The following is a 20,678-nucleotide window of genomic DNA, read 5'->3' as shown; positions in this document are numbered from 1 at the left end:
GATTTTCGGGCGGGTTGTTATGTCCCCCCGGCACAACTCAGGCTATGCTGAGCCCTCGACGCGAGACACGGAGGCGCACATGCATCACCCAGACGTTTACATCGGCAATATTCAACCCTACGAAGGCGGGCGCCCCAGCGCCATCGCCAAACGCCAGGTGGATGGCGCCATCCGGCTCACGCCGCTCGGCCTGGAAGGCGACGAACAGGCGGAAAAAAGCTACCACGGCGGGCCGGATCGCGCGCTGTGCCACTACCCGCGCGAGCATTACGTCCACTGGCGCGAGCAGTTTCCGGCGCAGGCAGAGCAGTTTTGCGCCCCGGCCTTCGGCGAGAATATCTCCACCGAAGGGCTGACCGAACACAATGTGTTTATGGGCGACATCTTCCGCTGGGGCGAAGCGCTGATCCAGGTCACCCAGCCGCGCTCACCGTGCTTCAAGCTCAATTATCACTTCGCCATCGAGGACATTTCGGTGCTGATGCAGCAAAGCGGCCGCTGCGGCTGGCTGTATCGGGTGGTGTCGCCGGGCGCGGTCAGCGGCGATCGTCCGCTGGAGCTGGCGGCGCGCAACAGCGACGTGTCGGTCGCCGAAGCCATCGCCATCGCCTGGCACATGCCGTTCGACGCGGAACAGTATCGCCGCCTGTTGGCGGTGGCCGGCCTCTCCGCCAGCTGGAGCAAGACCATGCTCACGCGGCTTGCCGAAGGGCGCCTCGAGGACTTCAACCGCCGCCTGCTCGGCCGTTGAAATCGCGGGCGGAAAAGATGAAAAACGTGCGCCGAATGCCGCGTTAACCCTATTCTTCCGCCTATACTGTAGCCGCACGTTTTTTCAGCCAGGAGCCAGGTAATGACCACCCCGATCCATTCGATTCATCACGCCGCCGCCGAAGGCTATCAGGCCAACGCCGATCGCTATGTGAAAGGCCGGCCGGATTACCCGCCGGAAATCGCCGTCTGGCTGCGTGAAACTATCGGCCTGCACGCCGGCATGACGGTCATCGATCTCGGCGCCGGTACCGGCAAGTTTACCCCGCGCCTGCTGGAAACCGGCGCGCAGGTGATCGCCGTCGAACCGGTGCCGCAAATGCTGGAAAAACTGTCGGCGGCGCTGCCGCAGGTGAAAACGCTGGCGGGCACCGCCGAGGCGATCCCGTTGCCGGACGAGTCCGTCGATGCGGTGGTCTGCGCCCAATCCTTCCACTGGTTCGCCACGCCGCAGGCGCTGGCGGAAATCCAGCGCATCCTCAAGCCCGGCGGCAAACTCGGTCTGGTGTGGAACATGCGCGATGCGCGCGTCGGTTGGGTGCGTAAATTGAATCAGATCGTCGATAGCCACGAAGGCGATGCGCCGCGTTTCTATACCGGCGAATGGCGCAAATTCTTCCCGTTCAAAGGCTTTGAACCGCTGCAGGAGCAGGTGTTTATGCTGGGTCACCGCGGCGCGGTGGAGGACGTGATCTACAACCGGGTGCGTTCAACCAGCTTTATCGCCGCGCTGCCGCAGCCGCAACAGGAGCAGGTTATCGAGCAGTTGCGCCAGCTGGTGGCGGAAGAAGAGGAACTGCGGGGCCAGGACACGGTCACCGTGCCCTATCAGACCAAGGCGTATTTCACCACCAAGGTCTGATGCCCGGGGGTTCAGAACGCTTTCTTGGCGTAACCGGTGACCGCTTTCAGGCCCATCTCGCGGCCCAGCGCGGTCATCGGGTGCACCACGATCAGCCCGCGCGCGCTCTTCTTCAGCGCACCCATATCGGCCTGCTCTTTCTTGGTGATCTCGCGGCTGAACGGCAGCTTGCTCAGCTTCTGCGCTTCGGCGCTCAGCTTCTCGCCGCGCACGTTTTTCAGGCGTTCGATCTCCGTCGCCAGTTTCTCTTTCTCTTTGGTGTGCTGCGCGATCAACTCAGGGTTGCCCTGTTGGATCACGGTGGCGTCTTTGTGGTTCAAGGCGTCCAGCAGGTCGCTCAGGCGCTTGATCTCTGCCTTTTCTTTCTCTTTCATGGTCTCTGGCCCGTTGTGCCCAAAATGGCACGCTAATCAATGATACCGGCATTGTAGCAAAAGGCGCGCGCCGTTACCCGTCCTGCGCAATGCCGGGCGGCAGGCCGCTCATCTCGCAGGCCCTGGCGCCGAGCCGGGCCAACGCCTGGGTGTAGCGCGCGTTGAACGGGTAGCAGCAGGAGAGCCGCAGCGCGTTGCGGTAGCGCCCGCTCGGGGAATACAGGGTGCCCGGCGTCAAACAAATCTGCTCCTCCAACAGCTGATGGAACAGTGCCACGCTGTCCACGCCGGGGGGAAATTCGACCCAAAACACGAATCCGCCCGCCGGCTGCGTGGCCAGCGTGCCGCGCGGGAAATGCCGGGCGATCAGCGCCCGCGCCTCGTCCACCTGCGCCGCATAACGCTTGCGCAGGTTGCGCAAATGGTGATCGTAGCCGCCGCTCTCCAGGAAGGTCGCCAGCGTTTCCGACAGCAGCTGCGACTCGGACATCGATGACACCGCCTTCAGCTTGCGCAACGCCTCGTGGAAACGGCCGCCGCAGATCCAGCCGACGCGAAAGTCCGGCGCCAGCGTTTTGGTAAAGCTGGAGCAAAACAGCACCCAGCCGTCGCGATCGAACGCCTTCACCGCCGGCGACAACGCGCCGCCGAACTGGATCTCGGCATACAGCCCGTCTTCAATCAACGGCACCTGATGATCGTTCATCAGCCGCGCCAGCCGCTTTTTCGCCGCCAGCGGCATAGTGCAGCCCAGCGGGTTTTGCACCGTCGGCATGGCGATCACCGCGTTCAGCCGTTTCTCGTTCAATAGCAGTTCCAGCGCGTCCAGCGACAGCCCCAGCTGCGGATCGGTGGGGATTTCCAGCGCTTTCAGCCCCAGGCTGGCCAGCAGCGGCAGCAGATAGAAATAGGTTGGCGACTCCAGCCCGACGCAGTCACCCGGTTTGGTGGTGACGCGCAGCGCCAGCTGCAGCGCTTCCATGCAGCCGTGGGTCAGCACCACGTCGCCCGGCTCCAGCAGCATGCCCAGCGTCATCGAGCGGCGGGCGATCTGCTGACGCAGCCGCAGGCTGCCGGGCGGCAACGGGTACTGCCCGATCAGATCCGGCTGACGGCGCAGCTGTGAGGACAGCATGCGCCCCAACTTGCCGCCGGGATAAAAATCGCTGGTCTGCGGGCAGGCCAGCGCAATGTTGGTGAAAGCCGGGTTTTGCTGGGCGGCAAACACGGTGTCGATCAGCGCCAGCACGTCGTCCGCCGGCGGTTCGATGCGCCCGCTGGGCGCCGAGGCCATCTTCAGCGCCGGCAGCGTGCTGCGAACATAAAACCCCGACTGCGGCCGCGCTTCGATCAGCCCGCGATCCTCCAGCGTGCGGTAAGCCGATACTACCGTATTGATGCTGACGCGATGAGTTTGCGCACAGCGCCGTACCGACGGCAGGCGGTCGCCGGGCCGTAGCGTGCCGCGGCGAATGGCCTCGGCCAGCGTATCCGCCAGCTGCAGGTAACGGGTATCCGGGGTTTCATCGAGCAGGGTCACAGTTTCTCTCCAGGCAATGGGTACAGTTTACATTTTGCACAACTGTAACCATGACAATATCCGATTTGTGGTTCTGTCACCATCCCATCGCAGCGATTATGCTGATCCTCTCGTGATTACCGCCATTTTCAAGGAACCTGTCATGCTGGACTCCGCCTTTGTCAGCTACGTCACCGTCATGTCGATTACCCCCGGCCCCAACAACCTGCTGCTGGCCTCGTCGGGCGTCAACTTCGGCCTGCGCCGCACCCTGCCGATGCTGCTTGGCATCTGCGTCGGCTGTGCGGTGCAGCTGGCGATCATTATTCCACTGCTGGCGCTGGCGCTGAGCTGGGCCGGCGTCATCCGCCTCCCACTGGCGGTGATCGGCTGCGCCTACCTGCTGTGGCTGTCATGGAAACTGTTCCAGGCGGCCTCGCCGGACGCCAAAGAGCAGGCGCAGCCGATGAGCCTGCTCAATGGCGCGCTGTTTCAGGCGGTCAACCCCAAGGCCTGGCTGATGGTGATCAACGTGGCGATCCTGTTCACCCCGCGCGAAGGCGCCACCTTTGTCCATACGCTGTCGGTCATCGCCGGCTTCGCGCTGCTGAACCTGCCGTGCGTGCTGCTGTGGGCGGTGCTGGGCGACCGGTTGCGCAACGCGCTGCGGGTCACCTGGAAACTGCGCGCCTTCAACGGCGTGATGTCCGGCCTGATGGCCGCCACCGCGCTGTGGTTGTTGTTCGACGAGTGGCGCGCGGCCTTTGCTTAGCCGCGGCCGAGAGGAGAGAGTCGGGAAGGTTGTTTGGCGCCGATACCGGCGATCAGATCGGTAATGGACAGCACCATGGTGGAGCGCACCATCTGCTGATAGCGCTGGCGCTGCATGGCGATCAGCGCTTCATCCGCTTCGCCCGGCTGCAGGAAGGTCGGCACCGGCGGCAGCGCGGCCACGCAGTGCAGCTCGCCGAAGGGCCCGAGAATTTCGTCGTCGACGAAGCGGTATTCCGAGCCGTCGTGGTTCAGCTCTTCGCGCATCGCCATCAGCAGCTCGGCGTCTTCATATTCGTGGCGGGAGATCACCCCCAGCCCGTACATCAGCTTCAGGCGCACCGACAGCTCCCCGAGCGGGCCGCTGCCGGACAATAGCGGTTCGACGGCATATTTCACCGCGTAGTCATCCTTGCGGAATACCTGCACCACCAGCACGTTGAGCGCTTCCGCCAGCAGCTCTACCGCCGCGATCAGGAAGCTGCGCACCGTTTTGCCCGCGTTCAGCTTTTCCAGAACCTGGTTTTCAAATGCCTGTGCTTCTTCCATCGTCGCTTTTCGAAAGGCGTGGGGAGGGCCGTCGATGCCGAACTCGGGTTGCAGGAGCGCAGCAAGCTGCGCTCGGGTGTTCATCATCACGATTCTACTTGTGCATGGCGTTATACACAGCAACGGCCTCTTCTACAACCTCGCTTTCCGCCGGCAGGCCGGAAATTTGCGCCAGCGCGGCTTTCGGCCCGAGCGTGTTCAGCAATTCCGCCAATTCCAGCGCCTGCGGATCCTGTTCGCTGCGGTAGCTCATGGCGGCGGCGATGCCCTGGATCAGGTTGGCGTGCGGCAGGCCGTATTCCAGCGTGCCCAGCAGCGGTTTGATCAGGCGATCGCCGGCGCTCAGTTTGCGCAGCGGCTGGCGGCCCACGCGCTCGACGTCGTCGTGCAGATAAGGGTTTTCGAAGCGGCCGAGGATTTTGTTGATGTAGGCGGCGTGCTTGTCGGCGTCGAAGCCGTAGCGCTTGATCAGCACCGCGCCGCTCTCTTCCATCGCCCCTTTCACCACGCGGCGGATCGCCGGGTCGAGAATGGCGTCACGAATGGTTTGCAGCCCGGCCTGTTGGCCGAGGTAGGCGGTGATGGCGTGACCGGTATTGAGGGTGAACAGCTTGCGCTCGACGAACGCCATCAGGTTGTCGGTCAGCTCCATGCCGGCGATCGCCGGAGGCTGGCCTTTGAACTGGGTCTGATCGACGATCCATTCGCTGAAGGTTTCCACCGTCACTTCCAGCGGATCGCTGCTGTCCGCCGGCGGCACGATGCGGTCGACCGCCGAATCGACGAAGCCGACGTGCTGCTCAACCCATGCCTGCTCGTCCTGCGGCAGCGCGGCGAACACATGCTGTTTCAGCTGGCTGGTGCCGCGCACCATGTTCTCGCAGGCGATGATGTTCAGCGGCTGCACATTGCCCTGCTGATGACGCAGCACCAGCCCTTTAGCGATCGTGCCGGCGATTTTACCGAGAATTTGCGGGCCAACGGCGGTGGTCACCAGATCCGCCTCAGCGATCAGCGCCACCGCCGCCTCGCTGCCGCTGTTGACGGCGCTGACGTTGTTGACGTTCTCCACGCGTTCTTGCTCGCCCACCACGTGCACCGCGTAGCTTTTACGGCTGTTCAGCAAATCCAGCACCGTTTGATTGACGTCGGCGAAGGTCAGCTCAACCCCTGCGTCCGCCAGCAGCTTGCCGATAAAACCGCGGCCGATGTTCCCTGCGCCAAAATGTAATGCTTTCATAACTCTACCTTCTTAATGTCGAAGGGTGCAGCAAGCTGCACCCTTTAAAATGATTCTGTTATCCGGCTTTTTTGCCGCCGAGCAGGTCCAGCACTTCCTGCACGCTGGTGGTATTCGCCAGCCGCTCGATCACGCTCTCGTCATCCAGCGCGTTGGTCAGGCTGGTGATCACCTGGATATGCTCGTTGTTGCGCGCGGCGATGCCGATCACCAGGCGGGCCACTTCATCCTCTTCCTCGCCGAAGCGCACGCCCTGCGGGTACTGGCAGAACACCACGCCGGTGCGCAGCACCCGGTCTTTGGCCTCGATGGTGCCGTGCGGCACGGCGATCGACTCGCCCAGGTAGGTGGAGGTGAGTTTCTCGCGCTCCAGCATCGCCGGCACGTACTCCGCCTCGACGTAGCCGCCTTTCACCAGCTGCTCGCCGGCGAAGCGGATCGCCTGCTCTTTGTCGCTGGCCTGCAGGTTGAGGAACACGTTGCTCTCGCTCAGCTTGAACAGGTTCGGCTCACCGGCTTCGAAGCTGTCGTCCAGCGCGCCCAGCACCTTCTGCTGGTTGTCGCTGGTTTTGTTGACCGCCACCAAGCGATCGACCAGATCGCTGTACAGCTTGCTGTCGAGGAAGTTGGTCAGCGAGATGTGCTGGGCCTGCGGCGCGTGGCGCATCGCGCGCTCGGTCAGATCGCGGTGGGTGATCACCAGATCCACGTCGTCCGGCAGGCTGTTGATGGCGCTGTTGGTCACCGAGATGTTCTTCAGCCCGGCGTCGGCCACTTTCTTGCGCAGCACCCCGGCGCCCATGGCGCTGGAGCCCATGCCCGCATCGCAGGCGACGATGATTTTGCGCACGGTGCTCAGATCGCCGTCGACCGATGCCGGCGCCGCTGCGCCGCCTTTGGACTGCGATTTCATCTCTTGCATGCGACGGGTTGCGGCTTCCAGATCGTCATCCTCTTTCACCTTGGAGGTTTTCAGCAGGAAAGCGGACACCACGAAGGAGACGGCAAAGGCTGCGCACACCGCCGCAATGTTGGCGAAGTAGGCGCCTTTCGGCGTCATCGCCAGCACCGCCAGGATCGAACCCGGAGAAGCCGGAGAAACCAGGCCGCCGTTCAGCATCGTCAGGGTGAAGACGCCGGTCATGCCGCCCAGGATCACCGCCAGCAGCAGGCGCGGGTTCATCAGCACGTAAGGGAAGTAGATTTCGTGGATGCCGCCCAGGAAGTGAATGATTGCCGCACCGCCGGCGGATTGCTTGGCGCTGCCGCGGCCGAAGAACATGTAGGCCATCAGTACGCCCATGCCCGGGCCTGGGTTGGCTTCAATCAGGAAGAACACCGACTTACCGGCTTCCGTAGCCTGCTGGATACCCAGCGGCGAGAAGATGCCGTGGTTGATGGCGTTATTCAGGAACAGGATTTTCGCCGGTTCAACGAAGATGGACGCCAATGGCAGCAGGTTGTTCGTCACCATGACGTGTACGCCCGCCGCCAGCAGCTTGGAGAGCACCTCCACCAGCGGCCCGATGCCGAGGAAGGCCAGGATCGCCAGCAGCATGCCGATGATGCCGGCGGAGAAGTTATTCACCAGCATTTCAAAGCCGCTTTTGATCTTGCCGTCCACCCAGCGGTCAAAGTGCTTGATAGCCCAGCCGCCCAGCGGGCCGGCGATCATCGCGCCGAGGAACATCGGCATGTCGGCGCCAACGATGACGCCCATGGTGGTGATGGCGCCGACGACGCCGCCGCGATCGCCGCCCACCAGCCGCCCGCCGGTATAACCGATCAGCAGCGGCAGCAGGTAGGTGATCATCGGGCCGACCAGCTTGGCTAAGGTTTCATTCGGCAGCCAGCCGGTTGGAATGAATAGCGCGGTGATAATCCCCCAGGCGATAAAGGCGCCGATGTTGGGCATCACCATGTTGCTCAGGAAGCGGCCAAAGTTTTGTACTTTGACCTTGATGTCTGGTGAAAACATAAAACACACCCCTATTGTTACGCGCTGACAATAGAGCGCGTGATTATTGTTGTGACGATCCAGCCGTGTTGCCGCTGTATGCGAAACGGACTCTATCACGCTGTTTTTGTCACGCGAACTTCACGGATTTTTTGTGATACAAATCACATACAACACCCCAACAAACCACCCTTTATAGTGACAAAGATCACATTTATGGCGTGTAAAAAAAGCACAGTGAGAAAAAAACCGCCTTGAAACCCGTCATAATGTGATATTTGTCACATTTTTAACTTGGTTGTTTGTTTTTAAATTGTGACAAACATCACAATTTATTTTTGGCTGCAGCGCCCGATCGCGACGCTCTGTTTGATCTTCCCTGTGAGCACTCATCCCGCCGGGAACTAGCGAAGTGATGAATGAAAGAAAACTACATTGCCGAATGAATGGATTAATTGAAGTGTAGTACAGAAGCCTGCGCAATAAACCAGCAAGCTATTGGAAACGCTGAGGGGAAATAAAACAGGCCGGCAATGCCGGCCTGCTGCGTGCGTGGAGGCGTTATTGCGTCACGCTTTGAATGGCTTTCTGCGCGTTTACCAGGTTCTGCTGTTTGGCCACCAGATTCGACATCATGGTGTTGTACTGCGCCACCTGCTGCGCGGTACGGAACTGCACGCCGTTGTTGTTGAAGCTGACCTGATTGCCCTGGCTCTGCAGGAAATCGCCAACCTGCACCAGATCCTGCACGAAGCTGGCGGTGGTCGGGATCGCCGGCATCAGGGCGTTGGCCGGTGCGGTGACAATCTTGTCATAGGCCTGGTTGTACACCGCCTTCAGATCGTCGGGCTGCTTCAGCGCCGCACGGGCGGTATCCGCCTGTGATTTGGCGGACTGGATCTGCTGGCCCAGCAGGTTCAACGCCCCGACCGATTGCTGCAGCGCATCGCGTTTGTTCAGATAGTCCTGCGCGGTGCGGATCTGGTTAATCTGATCCAGCGCCGGGGTCAGGCTGGCGCCGACCGACTTGGACAACTGCTGCGAGAAGCCGACCAAAATCGCGTAATCGCCGGCATAGTTGCCGAACTTCTGCTTCTGATCTTCGCTCAGCGTGGGGATGTTCGCCCCGCTGCGCATCACGGTATTCTGTAAGTAATCGATAAATGCTTTGCGCTGTTCCGGCTCTTTATCGCCGCAGGCGGTCAATTGCATGACCACCAACAATGCCAATACCGGTGCCAACCAACGCGCGAAACCTCTGCTCTGGATCCCTACCGCCATGTGACATAACTCCTGTTATAAACCTGCTTTTTCATTGGACTCCGCCCCTTTTTCCGCACTCCGTGCGCCTATAAGAATAGATCAACTGGCGGCGTTCCGATACGCGATTCCGCCTGCGGTGAGCATTACCCCGGCCGGATGCGGTTGAAAATCGTGCGCAAAACGCACTGAGGTTCATTGCCGTCGGCGACCGGACGCTTCAATTTCCCCAAGTCGCCCCCCAAGTCGCCCCCCAAGTCGCCCCCCAAGTCGCCAGGCGACCTTGCCTTCGCGCCCAGGAAACGGAAATAAAAAAAGGCGCCCGCAGGCGCCTTTTCACGGCAGAGAATCGCTTACTGCAGCACGGAGATGTCCGCCACCTGCAGGAACAGTTCACGCAGCTTGCTCAGCAGCGTCAGGCGGTTCACGCGCACTTCCGCATCGTCCGCCATCACCATCACGTTATCGAAGAACGCATCCACCGGCTCGCGCAGCGCGGCCAGCTCCACCAGCGCTTCCTGGTAGTTGCCCGCCGCGAAGTACGGCTGCAGCTTGTCGCGCAGCACCACCAGGTGAGTCGCCAGCTGGATCTCCGCCGCGTCCTTCAGCACCGAGGCACGCACGCTGTCGTTCAGCGTTTCGGTGGACTTGGCCAGAATGTTGGAGACGCGTTTGTTGGCCGCTGCCAGCGCCGCCGCCGCTTCCAGCGTGCGGAAGTGAGACACCGCCTTGACGCGTGCGTCGAAGTCGGCCGGCTTGGTCGGACGGCGCGCCAGCACCGCCTGAATGGTATCGACCGCGTGGCCTTCTTCCTGATACCAGGCGCGGAAGCGGCCCAGCATGAATTCCACCACCTCGTCGACCACCTTGGCGTTGGTCAGCTTGCTGCCGTACAGGCGCACGGCCTCTTCGGTCAGGGTCTGCAGATCCAGCGGCAGGTTTTTCTCGACGATGATGCGCAACACGCCCAGTGCGGCGCGGCGCAGCGCGAACGGGTCTTTATCGCCTTTCGGATGCTGCCCGATGCCGAAGATGCCGGCCAGGGTGTCCATCTTGTCGGCGATCGCCAGGGAACAGGCCACCAGCGACTGCGGCAGCGCATCGCCGGCGTAGCGCGGCTGATACTGCTCGTTCAGCGCAACGGCGACGTCTTCCGCCTCACCGTCGTGGCGCGCGTAGTGCATGCCCATCACGCCCTGGGTGTCGGTGAATTCGAACACCATGTTGGTCATCAGGTCGCACTTCGACAGCAGACCCGCGCGGGTGGCGTGGTTGACGTCGGCGCCAATCTGGCCGGCAACCCAGCCCGCCAGCGCCTGAATGCGGTCGGTTTTGTCGCGCAGGGTGCCCAGCTGCTGTTGGAACAGCACGGTTTCCAGGCGCGGCAGGTTATCTTCCAGGCGTTTCTTGCGGTCGGTGTTGAAGAAGAACTCGGCGTCGGCCAGGCGCGGACGCACCACCTTCTCGTTACCGGAGATGATCTGTTGCGGGTCTTTCGACTCGATGTTGGCCACGAAGATAAAGTTCGGCAGCAGTTTGCCCGCGGCGTCATACACCGGGAAATACTTCTGGTCGCCCTTCATGGTGTACACCAGCGCTTCCGCCGGCACCGCCAGGAATTTCTCTTCGAATTTAGCGGTCAGCACCACCGGCCATTCCACCAGCGAGGCCACTTCTTCCAGCAGGCTGTCGCTCAGATCGGCCTTGCCGCCAATCTTCTGCGCCGCCAGCTCGGCATCGCGCTTGATGAGGGCTTTACGCGCTTCATAGTCGGCGACCACTTTGCCGCGCTCCAGCAGGATCTGCGGGTATTGGTCGGCGTTGTCGAGGGTGAACTCGGCTTCGCCCATGAAGCGGTGGCCGCGCACGGTGCGCGCAGAGTCGATGCCCAGCACGGTGCCTGGGATCAGATCGGCGCCCAGCAGCATCGTGACGGTATGTACCGGACGCACGAACTGCACGTCGGAGTCGCCCCAACGCATCAGTTTCGGGATCGGCAGTTTAGCCAGCGCGGTGCTGACCATGCCGGCCAGCAGTTGCTGCGCCGACTGGCCTTTGACGTGGGCGCGGTACATCAACCACTCGCCCTTGTCGGTCACCAGGCGTTCAGCCTGATCGACGGTGATGCCGCAGCCGCGCGCCCAGCCTTCGGCCGCTTTGCTCGGTTTGCCTTCGGCGTCGAACGCCTGGGCGATCGCCGGGCCGCGTTTTTCAATTTCGCGATCGGCCTGCGCCGCGCTCAGGTTGGCCACTTTCAGCGCCAGGCGGCGCGGTGCGGCGAACCAGCTCACGTCACCGTGTTCCAGGCCGGCGTTGTCCAGCTCGGCGGTGAAGTTGGCGGCGAAAGATTCCGCCAGGGAACGAAGCGCCTTCGGCGGCAGCTCTTCCGTGCCGATTTCCACCAGGAAAGTCTGTTGAGTCATGGCTGCCTCTTAGTTCTCGTTCTTCTTGTTGCACATCGGGAAGCCCAGCGCTTCGCGGGAAGCGTAGTAGGCTTCGGCAACGGCTTTGGTCAGCGTGCGGATGCGCAGAATGTAGCGTTGACGCTCGGTCACCGAAATCGCCTTGCGCGCGTCCAGCAGGTTGAAGGTATGGCCCGCCTTCAGGATGCGTTCGTAGGCCGGCAGCGGCAGCGGTTTTTCCAGCGCCAGCAGCGATTGGGCTTCTTTCTCGTACTGCTCGAAGCAGGAGAACAGGAAGTCGACGTCGGCATATTCGAAGTTGTAGGTGGACTGCTCAACTTCGTTCTGGTGGAACACGTCGCCGTAGGTGGTAACACCCAGCGGGCCGTTGCTCCACACCAGATCGTACACGCTGTCCACGCCCTGGATGTACATCGCCAGGCGCTCCAGGCCGTAGGTGATCTCGCCGGTCACCGGCTTGCACTCCAGGCCGCCGACCTGCTGGAAGTAGGTGAACTGCGTCACTTCCATGCCGTTCAGCCACACTTCCCAACCCAGGCCCCAGGCGCCGAGCGTCGGGTTTTCCCAGTTGTCTTCCACGAAGCGAATGTCGTGGATGGTCGGATCCAGACCCAGCTCTTTCAGCGAGCCCAGGTAGAGTTCCTGAATGTTGTCCGGCGACGGCTTAATCACCACCTGGAACTGGTAGTAGTGCTGGAGACGGTTCGGGTTTTCGCCGTAGCGGCCGTCGGTCGGGCGGCGGGATGGCTGCACATAGGCGGCGGCCATCGGCTCCGGCCCCAGTGCGCGCAGGCACGTCATCGGGTGTGAGGTTCCCGCGCCGACTTCCATGTCCAATGGTTGAACGATGGTGCAGCCCTGGCGCGCCCAATAATCCTGCAGTGTCAGGATCAGGCCCTGGAAGGTCTTGGTATCAAACTTTTGCATGTTGAATTCGCACGCGATACAAGTGGATTTAGATGGAATGGGCCAGTATACCCTTTGACCGTAAGATATACAGCCAGAATCCGGCAACAAGTGCGAATCGGGGCGAGAAGCGCTGGATTTTCACACGTCGGCCGCAGCGTGAAGACACAGCGCTCCGGCCGGCCCCCTCGCCATCCACGAGCCGGCCTGAAAGGCGTGATGCCGCCAAATCCATTAGATGAGCTTAACAAAAATATCACTCACCGCCGTTTAAATAAGCAATTAGCTGAACGCGATATCTCCCCTCGCCGGCCAAATTCAGGCTGATTTGCGTACGCATATCCTTATATTTGCCACAAGATAAAGTTGCGCCAATGTTATTTTTGTTAATTTTATCAACTAAAAAACTCCCCTCACCGAGAGATAATGTGATCAAGTGCCAGATTATTTCTTATGAACGTGAAAAATAAGGCGATAGCGCACGGCGGACCGAGGCTCTGGGTATGAAGGGAAGGTCAGGGATGAAATACGGCGCAAACGGGCCACAGAAACAAATTGACAGTTAATCTTTGGTTATACAATAATAAATAAAATTTTCCCTGGTGTTGGCCAAGTGGCTACCTGATCCTTTCATAGGATCAGTTTTTTTTTGTATTTCCGCCAACGTCATTGCGGCCCGCATAATTCACGCCAGGCCGCCCCCCGCTTAAATTCCTCATCAGCCCTTATGGCTTCTCCTGCGCCGTTGAGTGCGCCAATGGCCAATTCAAAAACGCGCGCTGACGCCGACGTTATACATAAACTGCTCGCCGCTGCTCAGCCCGCCGGTTTGCGACACGGTGGCGAAGGCCGATACCCTGTCCGTCAACGGCATGTTGGCCCCCAGCGTGACATCCACCCAGTTTTTGTCCTGGCCCGCACTGTCGCGGGTGAACGAGGTTTGCGTCGATTTCAGGCCACCGCCGGCGCGGTAGACGTCGTCGCCGAACTGATGCTGATAACTCACTTCCGCATAAGGGTTAAACACGCCGAATTGCGTATCCAGCCGCCATCCCAACGCGCCGATCTGCGAGTGGTAAGTTTGATCGTTGAAGTGCATGGCGGTGCTGTCATCGCCATCTTCACCGTAGCCGGAAACGCGGCTGTAATCCCAGGCGAACTGCGCGACCGGCCCGGTGGTTAGGTAAGAAGTAATCGGGAAGTCATAGCCGGCGGTCACGCGCGCGCCCCACTGCTTGCCGGTGGTCGAACCGGTTTCGGTGCGCGTCAGCGGCCCCAGCCGCATGCTGCGGCGGATGTCGTCATAATCCATCGTCGCATAGTGCAGATCGGCGTTGACCCAGCCATGCTCGAATAGCGCCAGCGAACTGAAGGCCGACAGCAGCAGCCCGCGCGCCTTGTAATCAAAGCGGCTGGAAGGATGCTGATCGTCGTTGGAACCGGCGATCAACGCGCCGATTAACCAACCGTCGGTCAGCTGATAGTCCACGCCGACGGTCAGGTTGTGGGTAGTGGCATTGCCGTCCCCCGCCGCCCGGTTATCGGCATAGTCGTAGTGCTGGCCGGCGTAACCGCCGAACACGCCCAGCGATCCCTGCGGGTTGTCGCCATTGCGCAGCTGCTGGAAGCGACTGTCGAGCGTGGCGCGGCTGTCGCGCGCCATCGCCGCGGTCGCCTGATTCAGCGCCACCACCTGCGCCGGGCCATCCAACACCGCCTGGATATAATCCGCAATCAGCAGGTGTGCCTGCGGGCTGGGGTGGAAATGGTCGGAGAACAGATAGGACTGGCTGGCGTCGAAGCCGGGCATATCAGAACGGCAAACCGCCGAGGAAACGCCCGGCGGGCAAGCCATACCGGCGGTGTTGGCGAAGCCGAACTGCGCCGGATTGGCGATCGCTTCGGCGAACAGCTTGTTGACGTCCACCCGCACGATATTGCCGCCGCCCTGCGCCAGCAGACGGTCTTCACTTTGATTATAGAAATCGGTCAGCTGGGCGGCCTGCGCGCTCAGGCTGTCATACGCCGCGATAAGCTGCGCGGCGATCGCCTGCTGCACCTGAGGAATGGCGCTGCCCTGCTTCGCCGCGGCGGCCAACGCCGCGTGGATCGCCTGCGTGCGTGAAGCGTTGTCCGGCGTCGCCACCGAATTAAGCGTGGCATAGGCCGCCTGGATCGCCGCCCCCTGCACCGGCGACAGCGCCTGTTGAATGATCAATTCCATCAGCTGCGGCGTGGAGCCGATGTTCGGCACCGTTGGCACGATCACCGTGCCGGCGCCGGCGTTCAGCAGCGAATGCACCTGCGCAGCGGCGGCCGCAGCGCTGTTATAGGCCACGCCGGGCGCGGTAGCGGCATTCAGCGCCGCCGCCGCCAGATCGTTGCCGCCGATCCAATGAATATACAGCCCGTCGCCGTCGGCCTGGCCATTGACCCGGTTCAGGTAGCGCTGCACCTGATCCTGGGTGTTGTCGACCGGGTTCAGGCCCGGCACCGCCACGGCGCCGCCGGCGGCGTAGTTTTCACCGCCGTTGTCCGAAGCCACCAGCGCCGCCCCGATGCGTTGCGCCAACGCTTCGTCGTACAACAAGTGCTGGTTGCCGTCATAGGTGAACCGGCCGTTGTTGCCGGTATCGCTCAGGCTGTCGCCAAAGACGTACAGTTGATCGTACGCCTGAGCCGGTAGGGTCACACTGCAAAGTAGCGCCACTGCAAGCGCCGCCGGGCGGGGCATGCACGTTATTTTTAGAGGCATGAATCGACTCCTGAGAGCCTGCAAATGAAGGCAATGTCGTTTTTATCGTTGACCGGTTTTCCACCGGCCATGTAGTAACTATTGTCGGCTTTTTCGTCACGTCAAGCGGGCTGATGACAAAACAATCAGAGGCTTGCCAAGTTCGGCGCTACGAGCGATGATTACTGTTCATAAACACAGCATAGGGACAGTCAGGATGGCAGACGAACGTTGCGGTTGGGTGACGGCCGATCCGTTGTATCTCGAGTATCACGACAAGGAATGGGGCGCGCCCACCACCGACGCGCGCGAACTGTTTGAAATGCTGTGTCTGGAGGGGCAACAGGCCGGCCTTTCCTGGATCACCGTTCTGAAAAAGCGCGAGAATTACCGTCGCGCTTTCCACGGTTTCGATCCGCAGCGTGTCGCCGCCATGACCACAGAGGACGTGGAAAACCTGCTGCAGGACAGCGGCATCATCCGCCACCGCGGCAAGATAGAAGCCATCATCACCAACGCCAAAGCCTATCTGGCGATGGAAGCGGCCGGCGAAGATTTCGTCGCTTTCATTTGGGACTTCGTCGGCGGCCGGCCGCAGCTCAATCGCTGGCAGGCGCTGAACCAGGTGCCGGCCAAAACCGAACAGTCCGACGCCATGTCCAAAGCGCTGAAAAAGCGCGGCTTCAAGTTTATCGGCTCCACCATTTGTTACGCCTTCATGCAGGCCAGCGGGCTGGTGAACGATCATCTGACGGGGTGCATCTGCTACCCAAAGCCACGGTGATCCGCCCCTGTGGACCGGAGGATATCGAACGGCTGATGGCGCTGTGGCTGCCCAGCACCATCGCCGCCCATCCGTTCGTGGCGGAAAAGTACTGGCGTGAGAGCGCCGCACTGGTGCGAGAAAACTACCTACCGCGCGCGCAAAGCTGGGCCTGCTGGCATCACGACGAGATCGTCGGCTTTATCAGCGTGCTGGACGAGCAGTTCATCGGCGCGCTGTTTGTCGATCGGGCGTTTCACGGCCGCGGCGTCGCCCAGGCGCTGATGACGCACGTGCAGCAGCGCTACCGCCGGCTCAGCCTGGAGGTGTACCAGCAGAACCTGCGTGCCTGCGCGTTCTACCACAAGCACGGCTTTCAGGTGACGCAGCGCCTGTTCAATGAAGAAACCCAGGCCTATACGCTGATCATGAACTGGTCGGCAGTCGAAAATTCAACCCATTAGGCTTAAAAAGGCGCATCCGCACCCCGGATGCGCGCAATTAGGAATCCGCTGCATGGCGCCGCCCGGCGTTTTGTCGCATAACTCCCCCCAGCACTTCCCCGCGCTCATCATTTGTCACGTTTTTCTCCGGAACTGCCGGCGAGTCAACGCGTCATAGTAGCGCGGTGACGCGGGCCCCACCTGCGTCGCCTATTTTTTGCGCCCCCGTTTTGGGCAGGCGCGTACAGATTTTGATGCCATTAAGGACAAGAACATGAAAAAACGCATTGCAATTATTGCCGGCGCAGTGAGCGTAGCGTTCACGCTGTCGGCCTGTACCACTAACCCATACACCGGCGAATCCGAAGTCGGCAAATCCGGCATCGGCGCAGGCCTCGGGGCCGCACTGGGCGCTGGTGTCGGCGTGCTGTCCTCTTCCAAGAAAGATCGCGGCAAGGGCGCGCTGATCGGCGCGGCGGCCGGTGCGGCACTGGGCGGCGGCGCAGGTTATTACATGGACGTGCAGGAAGCTAAACTGCGCGACAAGATGAAAGGCACCGGCGTCAGCGTCACCCGCCAGGGCGACAACATCGTGCTGAACATGCCGAACAACGTGACCTTCGACAGCAGCAGCGCCACGCTGAAACCGGCGGGCGCCAACACCCTGACCGGCGTCGCCATGGTGCTGAAAGAGTACCCGAAAACCGCGGTCAACGTTGTCGGCTACACCGACAGCACCGGCTCCCGCTCGCTCAACATGAACCTGTCGCAGCAGCGCGCCGACGGCGTAGCCAGCGCGCTGATCACCCAGGGCGTGGCGGCAAACCGTATCCGCACCACCGGTGCCGGCCCGGACAACCCGATCGCCTCCAACAGCACCGCGGAAGGCAAGGCGCAAAACCGCCGCGTCGAGATCACCCTCAGCCCGCTGCAGTAATCCCGTGCGGGGCGCGCAACCGGCGCCCCGCCGCCTCCCTGCGATTTTCTCCTTACCCTTCAATACTCCCGCCCGCACATCGGGTATGGTAGTCTCCTTGGCAATTAACCGCAGGAGGGATCGGCTGTGAGCACTGTCAAGGCAACGCGCGCCTCAGGGCGCGCCACCATCAGCGATGTGGCCAACATCGCCAAAACCGGCAAGACCAGCGTGTCGCGCTATCTGAATGGTGAACAACACCTGCTTTCCGACGATCTCAAACAGCGCATCGAACAGGCGATCCGGCAGCTCGACTACCGGCCAAGCCAGATGGCGCGCAGCCTGAAAGGCGGCCAGACCCGCCTGATCGGCCTGATCCTCGCCGATATCACCAACCCCTATTCGGTGGACGTGATGCGCGGCATCGAGGCCGCCTGCCGCCAGCACGGCTTTACCCTGCTGGTGTGTAACACCAACAACGAAGTCAATCAGGAACAGCACTACCTGCAGCTGCTCAGCAGTTACCGGGTGGAAGGCATCGTGGTCAACGCGGTCGGCATGCGCGAGGAAGCGTTATCCACGCTGCAACAGTCGATGCTGCCGATGGTACTGATCGACCGCAAAATCCCCGACTTCGCCTGCGACGTGGTGGGCCTGAACAACCGCGAAGCCGCCACCGTCGCCACCGAACATCTGCTGCAACAAGGTTTCGAAGCGATCCTGTTCCTCAGCGAGCCGCTCGGTACGGTCAATACCCGTCTCGAACGCCTGCACGCTTTCAGACACACCATGGCGCAGCACCCCACGCTGTTGGCGGAGCAGGCCGAAACGCCGCTCAACGATCGGCAGAAGCTGGAGCAGGTACTGAGCGATTTCAGTGGCCGCCATCGCGGCATGCGCAAGGCGGTGATCTCCGCTAACGGCGCCCTGACGCTGCAGGTGGCGCGCGCCATGCGCCGGCTCGGCATTCAGTGGGGCAACGACATCGGCCTGCTGGGCTTCGACGAGCTGGAGTGGGCGGAGCTGGCGGGCGTCGGCATCACCACGCTGAAACAGCCCACCTACCAAATGGGGCACGCGGCGCTGGAGCGGCTGGTGCAGCGCATTCAGGGCCTGGCCGCCCCCAGCGGCGAGCAGATGTTCTCCGGCGAGCTGATCGTCCGCGGCTCCACCACCCGCTAACCCGCCTTCTCCGGGGCCGTTGCCCGCCCCGCCCTCATCGGCTGTTTTTTGCTCAGCTTCGTGATTGCGATCATATTTTTACACTCTGTCGCTTTCCGCTGGAACCGGTTCCATTTAACGTACCGGTAACAGCAGCGGCGGCGACAATGCCGCCTCAGGAGTCAAAATGAAAACAGAAATCATCGTGGTCACCGGTGCCTACGGCACCGATACCGTCAAACAACACGGCGGCCAGCGCGCGCTGTTGCCCATCATCGCCGGCGCAGGCGCCGACGGGGTCGAGATCCGCCGCGAACTGTTCGCCGCCGGCGAACTGGACAGCCTGCCGGCCCTGGCGCAAGAGATCGATCGCCAGCAGCTGTTCGCCGTCTACTCCGCCCCTGAGGCGCTGTTCACCCCGCAACATACGCTGAACCCTAACCTGCCGGCGCTGCTGGCGGAAGCGCAGGCGCTGAACGCGCGCCGGCTGAAGCTTTCCCTCGGCCATTTCCGCCCCGGCTTCGATTTTACCGAGCTGAAAGTGGCGCTGGAGCAGCACCCGGTCAAACTGGTGGTCGAAAACGATCAGACGCCGGACTGCGGCATTTTGTCGATGCTGAACGCCTTTTTCCACGCCGCGGAAGATAGCCACCTGCCGGTCAGCATGACCTTCGATATGGCCAACTGGCTGTGGGTGGGGCAAGACGCCTTTGCCGCCGCCGAACGCCTGGCCCGCCACGTCGGTTACGTGCACGTCAAAGCCGCCACCCAAGGCCCGCGCGGCTGGCGCGCCGTCGCGCTGGACGATACCGACGGCAGCTGGCGCGATCTGCTGGCCCGCCTGCCGCACGATGCGCCGCGCGGCATCGAATTCCCGTTGCAGGGCGATGACCTGGAAGCCGTCACCCGCCATTACGTCAATATTTTGCGTGCGGAGTAGCCCCATGATGACAACGTTAACGGCAACGACGGCGCAGCAGGCGCCCCTGGATGTGGTCACGCTGGGCGAAGCCATGGCGATGTTCGTGGCGGCGCAAACCGGCGATTTGGCTGAGGTGGAAACCTTCACCAAACGCATCGCCGGCGCTGAACTTAACGTGGCGATCGGCCTGGCGCGTCTGGGCATGAACGTCGGCTGGGTCAGCCGCGTCGGCAACGATTCGTTCGGCCGCTTCACCCTGCAGCAGCTGAAAAAAGAAGGCATCAACTACCGGCAGGTGACGGTCGACGGCCACTATCCGACCGGCTTTCAGGTGAAATCCAAAACCACCGATGGTACCGATCCCAGCGTGGAATACTTCCGCAAAGGCTCGGCGGCCAGCCACCTGTCGGTCGCCGATTTCGACCCTGAGTATTTCGGTTCCGCACGCCACCTGCACCTGAGCGGCGTTGCAGCGGCGCTGTCCAGCGAGTCGCTGGCGCTGTGCCACCATGCGGCGCGCGAGATGCGCGCCATGGGCAAAACCATTTCGTTCGACCCCAATCTGCGCCCGGTGCTGTGGCCCAGCCGCGAGGTGATGATCGAGCAGTTGAACCAGCTGGCGTTCGCCGCCGACTGGGTGCTGCCGGGGCTGAAAGAGGGGCAGATCCTCACCGGCCAATCGACGCCGGAAGGCATCGCCGATTTCTATCTGGAACGCGGCGTGCAGGCGGTGATCATCAAAACCGGCCCGGACGGCGCCTGGTTTAAAACCGCCGCCGGCGACAAGGCGGCAGTGGCCGCAGTGAAGGTCGACAACGTGGTGGATACCGTCGGTGCCGGTGACGGCTTTGCCGTCGGCACCCTCAGCGCCCTGCTGGAAGGCAAAACGCTGATACAGGCGGTGCAGCGCGGCAACAAAATCGGTTCGCTGGCGATCCAGGCCATCGGCGACAGCGAAGGCCTGCCAACCCGCGCGGCGCTGGCCGAATAACAATAAAAAAAACGACTTCTCCGCATGACGTCAGCCTCTGGCCCTACAACCGGGACGCGTCGGGAGAGCATCTGCCCCTTTGTCTTGCATGCCCAGCGTGCCGGGCAAAGGGGATG

General features: G+C 61.8%; 18 protein-coding genes. 9 read left to right on the top strand and 9 right to left on the bottom strand.

Annotated elements, in window-relative coordinates:
* Positions 1–79 precede the first annotated feature (79 nt).
* Positions 80–751 (top strand): 6-hydroxyaminopurine reductase, encoded by a 672-nt coding sequence (gene yiiM, locus QOL81_RS19055; RefSeq protein WP_060424321.1) that lies wholly within the window; start codon positions 80–82, stop codon positions 749–751.
* Positions 752–853: 102 nt separating this feature from the next.
* On the top strand, positions 854–1,633 hold the full coding sequence (locus QOL81_RS19050; RefSeq protein WP_060424323.1) for a class I SAM-dependent methyltransferase: 780 nt from the start codon (positions 854–856) through the stop codon (positions 1,631–1,633).
* 11 nt (positions 1,634–1,644) lie between these two features.
* Here the strand turns inward: QOL81_RS19050 and QOL81_RS19045 are convergent, their stop codons facing one another.
* Positions 1,645–2,007: a YibL family ribosome-associated protein gene (locus QOL81_RS19045; RefSeq protein WP_004933989.1), complete on the bottom strand. Its 363-nt coding sequence runs from the start codon at positions 2,005–2,007 to the stop codon at positions 1,645–1,647.
* A gap of 73 nt (positions 2,008–2,080) precedes the next feature.
* Positions 2,081–3,547 carry an aminotransferase-like domain-containing protein gene (locus QOL81_RS19040; protein WP_038875970.1) on the bottom strand — a complete coding sequence of 489 codons (1,467 nt, stop codon included), beginning with the start codon at positions 3,545–3,547 and terminating at the stop codon, positions 2,081–2,083.
* A gap of 142 nt (positions 3,548–3,689) precedes the next feature.
* Between QOL81_RS19040 and QOL81_RS19035 the strand changes: the two genes are divergently transcribed.
* Complete coding sequence (locus tag QOL81_RS19035) at positions 3,690–4,298, top strand: LysE family translocator (RefSeq protein WP_038875972.1); 609 nt, start codon at positions 3,690–3,692, stop codon at positions 4,296–4,298.
* Here the strand turns inward: QOL81_RS19035 and QOL81_RS19030 are convergent.
* The 7 genes from QOL81_RS19030 to QOL81_RS19000 form a co-directional block, all read right to left on the bottom strand.
* Complete coding sequence (locus QOL81_RS19030) at positions 4,295–4,846, bottom strand: MltR family transcriptional regulator (RefSeq protein ID WP_016929575.1); 552 nt, start codon at positions 4,844–4,846, stop codon at positions 4,295–4,297. The two genes, QOL81_RS19035 and QOL81_RS19030, sit on opposite strands and share 4 nt — an antisense overlap.
* Before the next feature lie 94 nt (positions 4,847–4,940).
* On the bottom strand, positions 4,941–6,086 hold the full coding sequence (locus QOL81_RS19025; RefSeq protein WP_060424325.1) for a mannitol-1-phosphate 5-dehydrogenase: 1,146 nt from the start codon (positions 6,084–6,086) through the stop codon (positions 4,941–4,943).
* A gap of 58 nt (positions 6,087–6,144) precedes the next feature.
* Positions 6,145–8,064 (bottom strand): PTS mannitol transporter subunit IICBA, encoded by a 1,920-nt coding sequence (locus QOL81_RS19020; protein WP_049200647.1) that lies wholly within the window; start codon positions 8,062–8,064, stop codon positions 6,145–6,147.
* Positions 8,065–8,604: 540 nt separating this feature from the next.
* On the bottom strand, positions 8,605–9,324 hold the full coding sequence (locus QOL81_RS19015) for a DUF3053 domain-containing protein (protein ID WP_016929578.1): 720 nt from the start codon (positions 9,322–9,324) through the stop codon (positions 8,605–8,607).
* Between the two features lie 332 nt (positions 9,325–9,656).
* Complete coding sequence (gene glyS, locus QOL81_RS19010; RefSeq protein ID WP_038875981.1) at positions 9,657–11,726, bottom strand: glycine--tRNA ligase subunit beta; 2,070 nt, start codon at positions 11,724–11,726, stop codon at positions 9,657–9,659.
* A 9-nt stretch (positions 11,727–11,735) separates the two neighbouring features.
* Positions 11,736–12,653 carry a glycine--tRNA ligase subunit alpha gene (gene glyQ / locus QOL81_RS19005; RefSeq protein WP_004933966.1) on the bottom strand — a complete coding sequence of 306 codons (918 nt, stop codon included), beginning with the start codon at positions 12,651–12,653 and terminating at the stop codon, positions 11,736–11,738.
* Between the two features lie 745 nt (positions 12,654–13,398).
* Positions 13,399–15,387, bottom strand: coding sequence for an autotransporter outer membrane beta-barrel domain-containing protein (locus QOL81_RS19000; protein WP_060424328.1), 1,989 nt, complete (start codon positions 15,385–15,387; stop codon positions 13,399–13,401).
* A gap of 196 nt (positions 15,388–15,583) precedes the next feature.
* Between QOL81_RS19000 and QOL81_RS18995 the strand changes: the two genes are divergently transcribed.
* The 6 genes from QOL81_RS18995 to QOL81_RS18970 all read left to right on the top strand — a co-directional run bounded on the left by QOL81_RS18995 (position 15,584) and on the right by QOL81_RS18970 (position 20,562).
* Positions 15,584–16,150, top strand: a complete 567-nt coding sequence (locus tag QOL81_RS18995; protein ID WP_038875986.1) for a DNA-3-methyladenine glycosylase I — start codon at positions 15,584–15,586, stop codon at positions 16,148–16,150.
* Positions 16,147–16,593 carry an N-acetyltransferase gene (locus QOL81_RS18990; RefSeq protein WP_049200599.1) on the top strand — a complete coding sequence of 149 codons (447 nt, stop codon included), beginning with the start codon at positions 16,147–16,149 and terminating at the stop codon, positions 16,591–16,593. Before QOL81_RS18995 ends, QOL81_RS18990 begins: the two co-directional genes overlap by 4 nt.
* 253 nt (positions 16,594–16,846) lie before the next feature.
* Positions 16,847–17,509, top strand: a complete 663-nt coding sequence (locus tag QOL81_RS18985; protein ID WP_197757454.1) for an OmpA family lipoprotein — start codon at positions 16,847–16,849, stop codon at positions 17,507–17,509.
* A gap of 126 nt (positions 17,510–17,635) precedes the next feature.
* A complete protein-coding gene (locus QOL81_RS18980) occupies positions 17,636–18,670 on the top strand; it encodes a LacI family DNA-binding transcriptional regulator (protein ID WP_060424330.1) in 1,035 nt (344 codons plus the stop codon).
* Positions 18,671–18,836: 166 nt separating this feature from the next.
* On the top strand, positions 18,837–19,589 hold the full coding sequence (locus QOL81_RS18975; RefSeq protein WP_060424332.1) for a sugar phosphate isomerase/epimerase family protein: 753 nt from the start codon (positions 18,837–18,839) through the stop codon (positions 19,587–19,589).
* A 7-nt stretch (positions 19,590–19,596) separates the two neighbouring features.
* The gene (locus QOL81_RS18970; RefSeq protein ID WP_060424404.1) at positions 19,597–20,562 is read left to right on the top strand and encodes a sugar kinase; all 966 of its coding nucleotides are present in this window, start codon (positions 19,597–19,599) and stop codon (positions 20,560–20,562) included.
* Positions 20,563–20,678: the final 116 nt, after the last annotated feature.

Source organism: Serratia sp. CC22-02 (assembly GCF_900182895.1).
GTDB lineage: Bacteria > Pseudomonadota > Gammaproteobacteria > Enterobacterales > Enterobacteriaceae > Serratia > Serratia nevei.
Note: the sequence above shows the minus strand (reverse complement) of the source record. Positions and strands in the feature narration are given on the sequence as shown.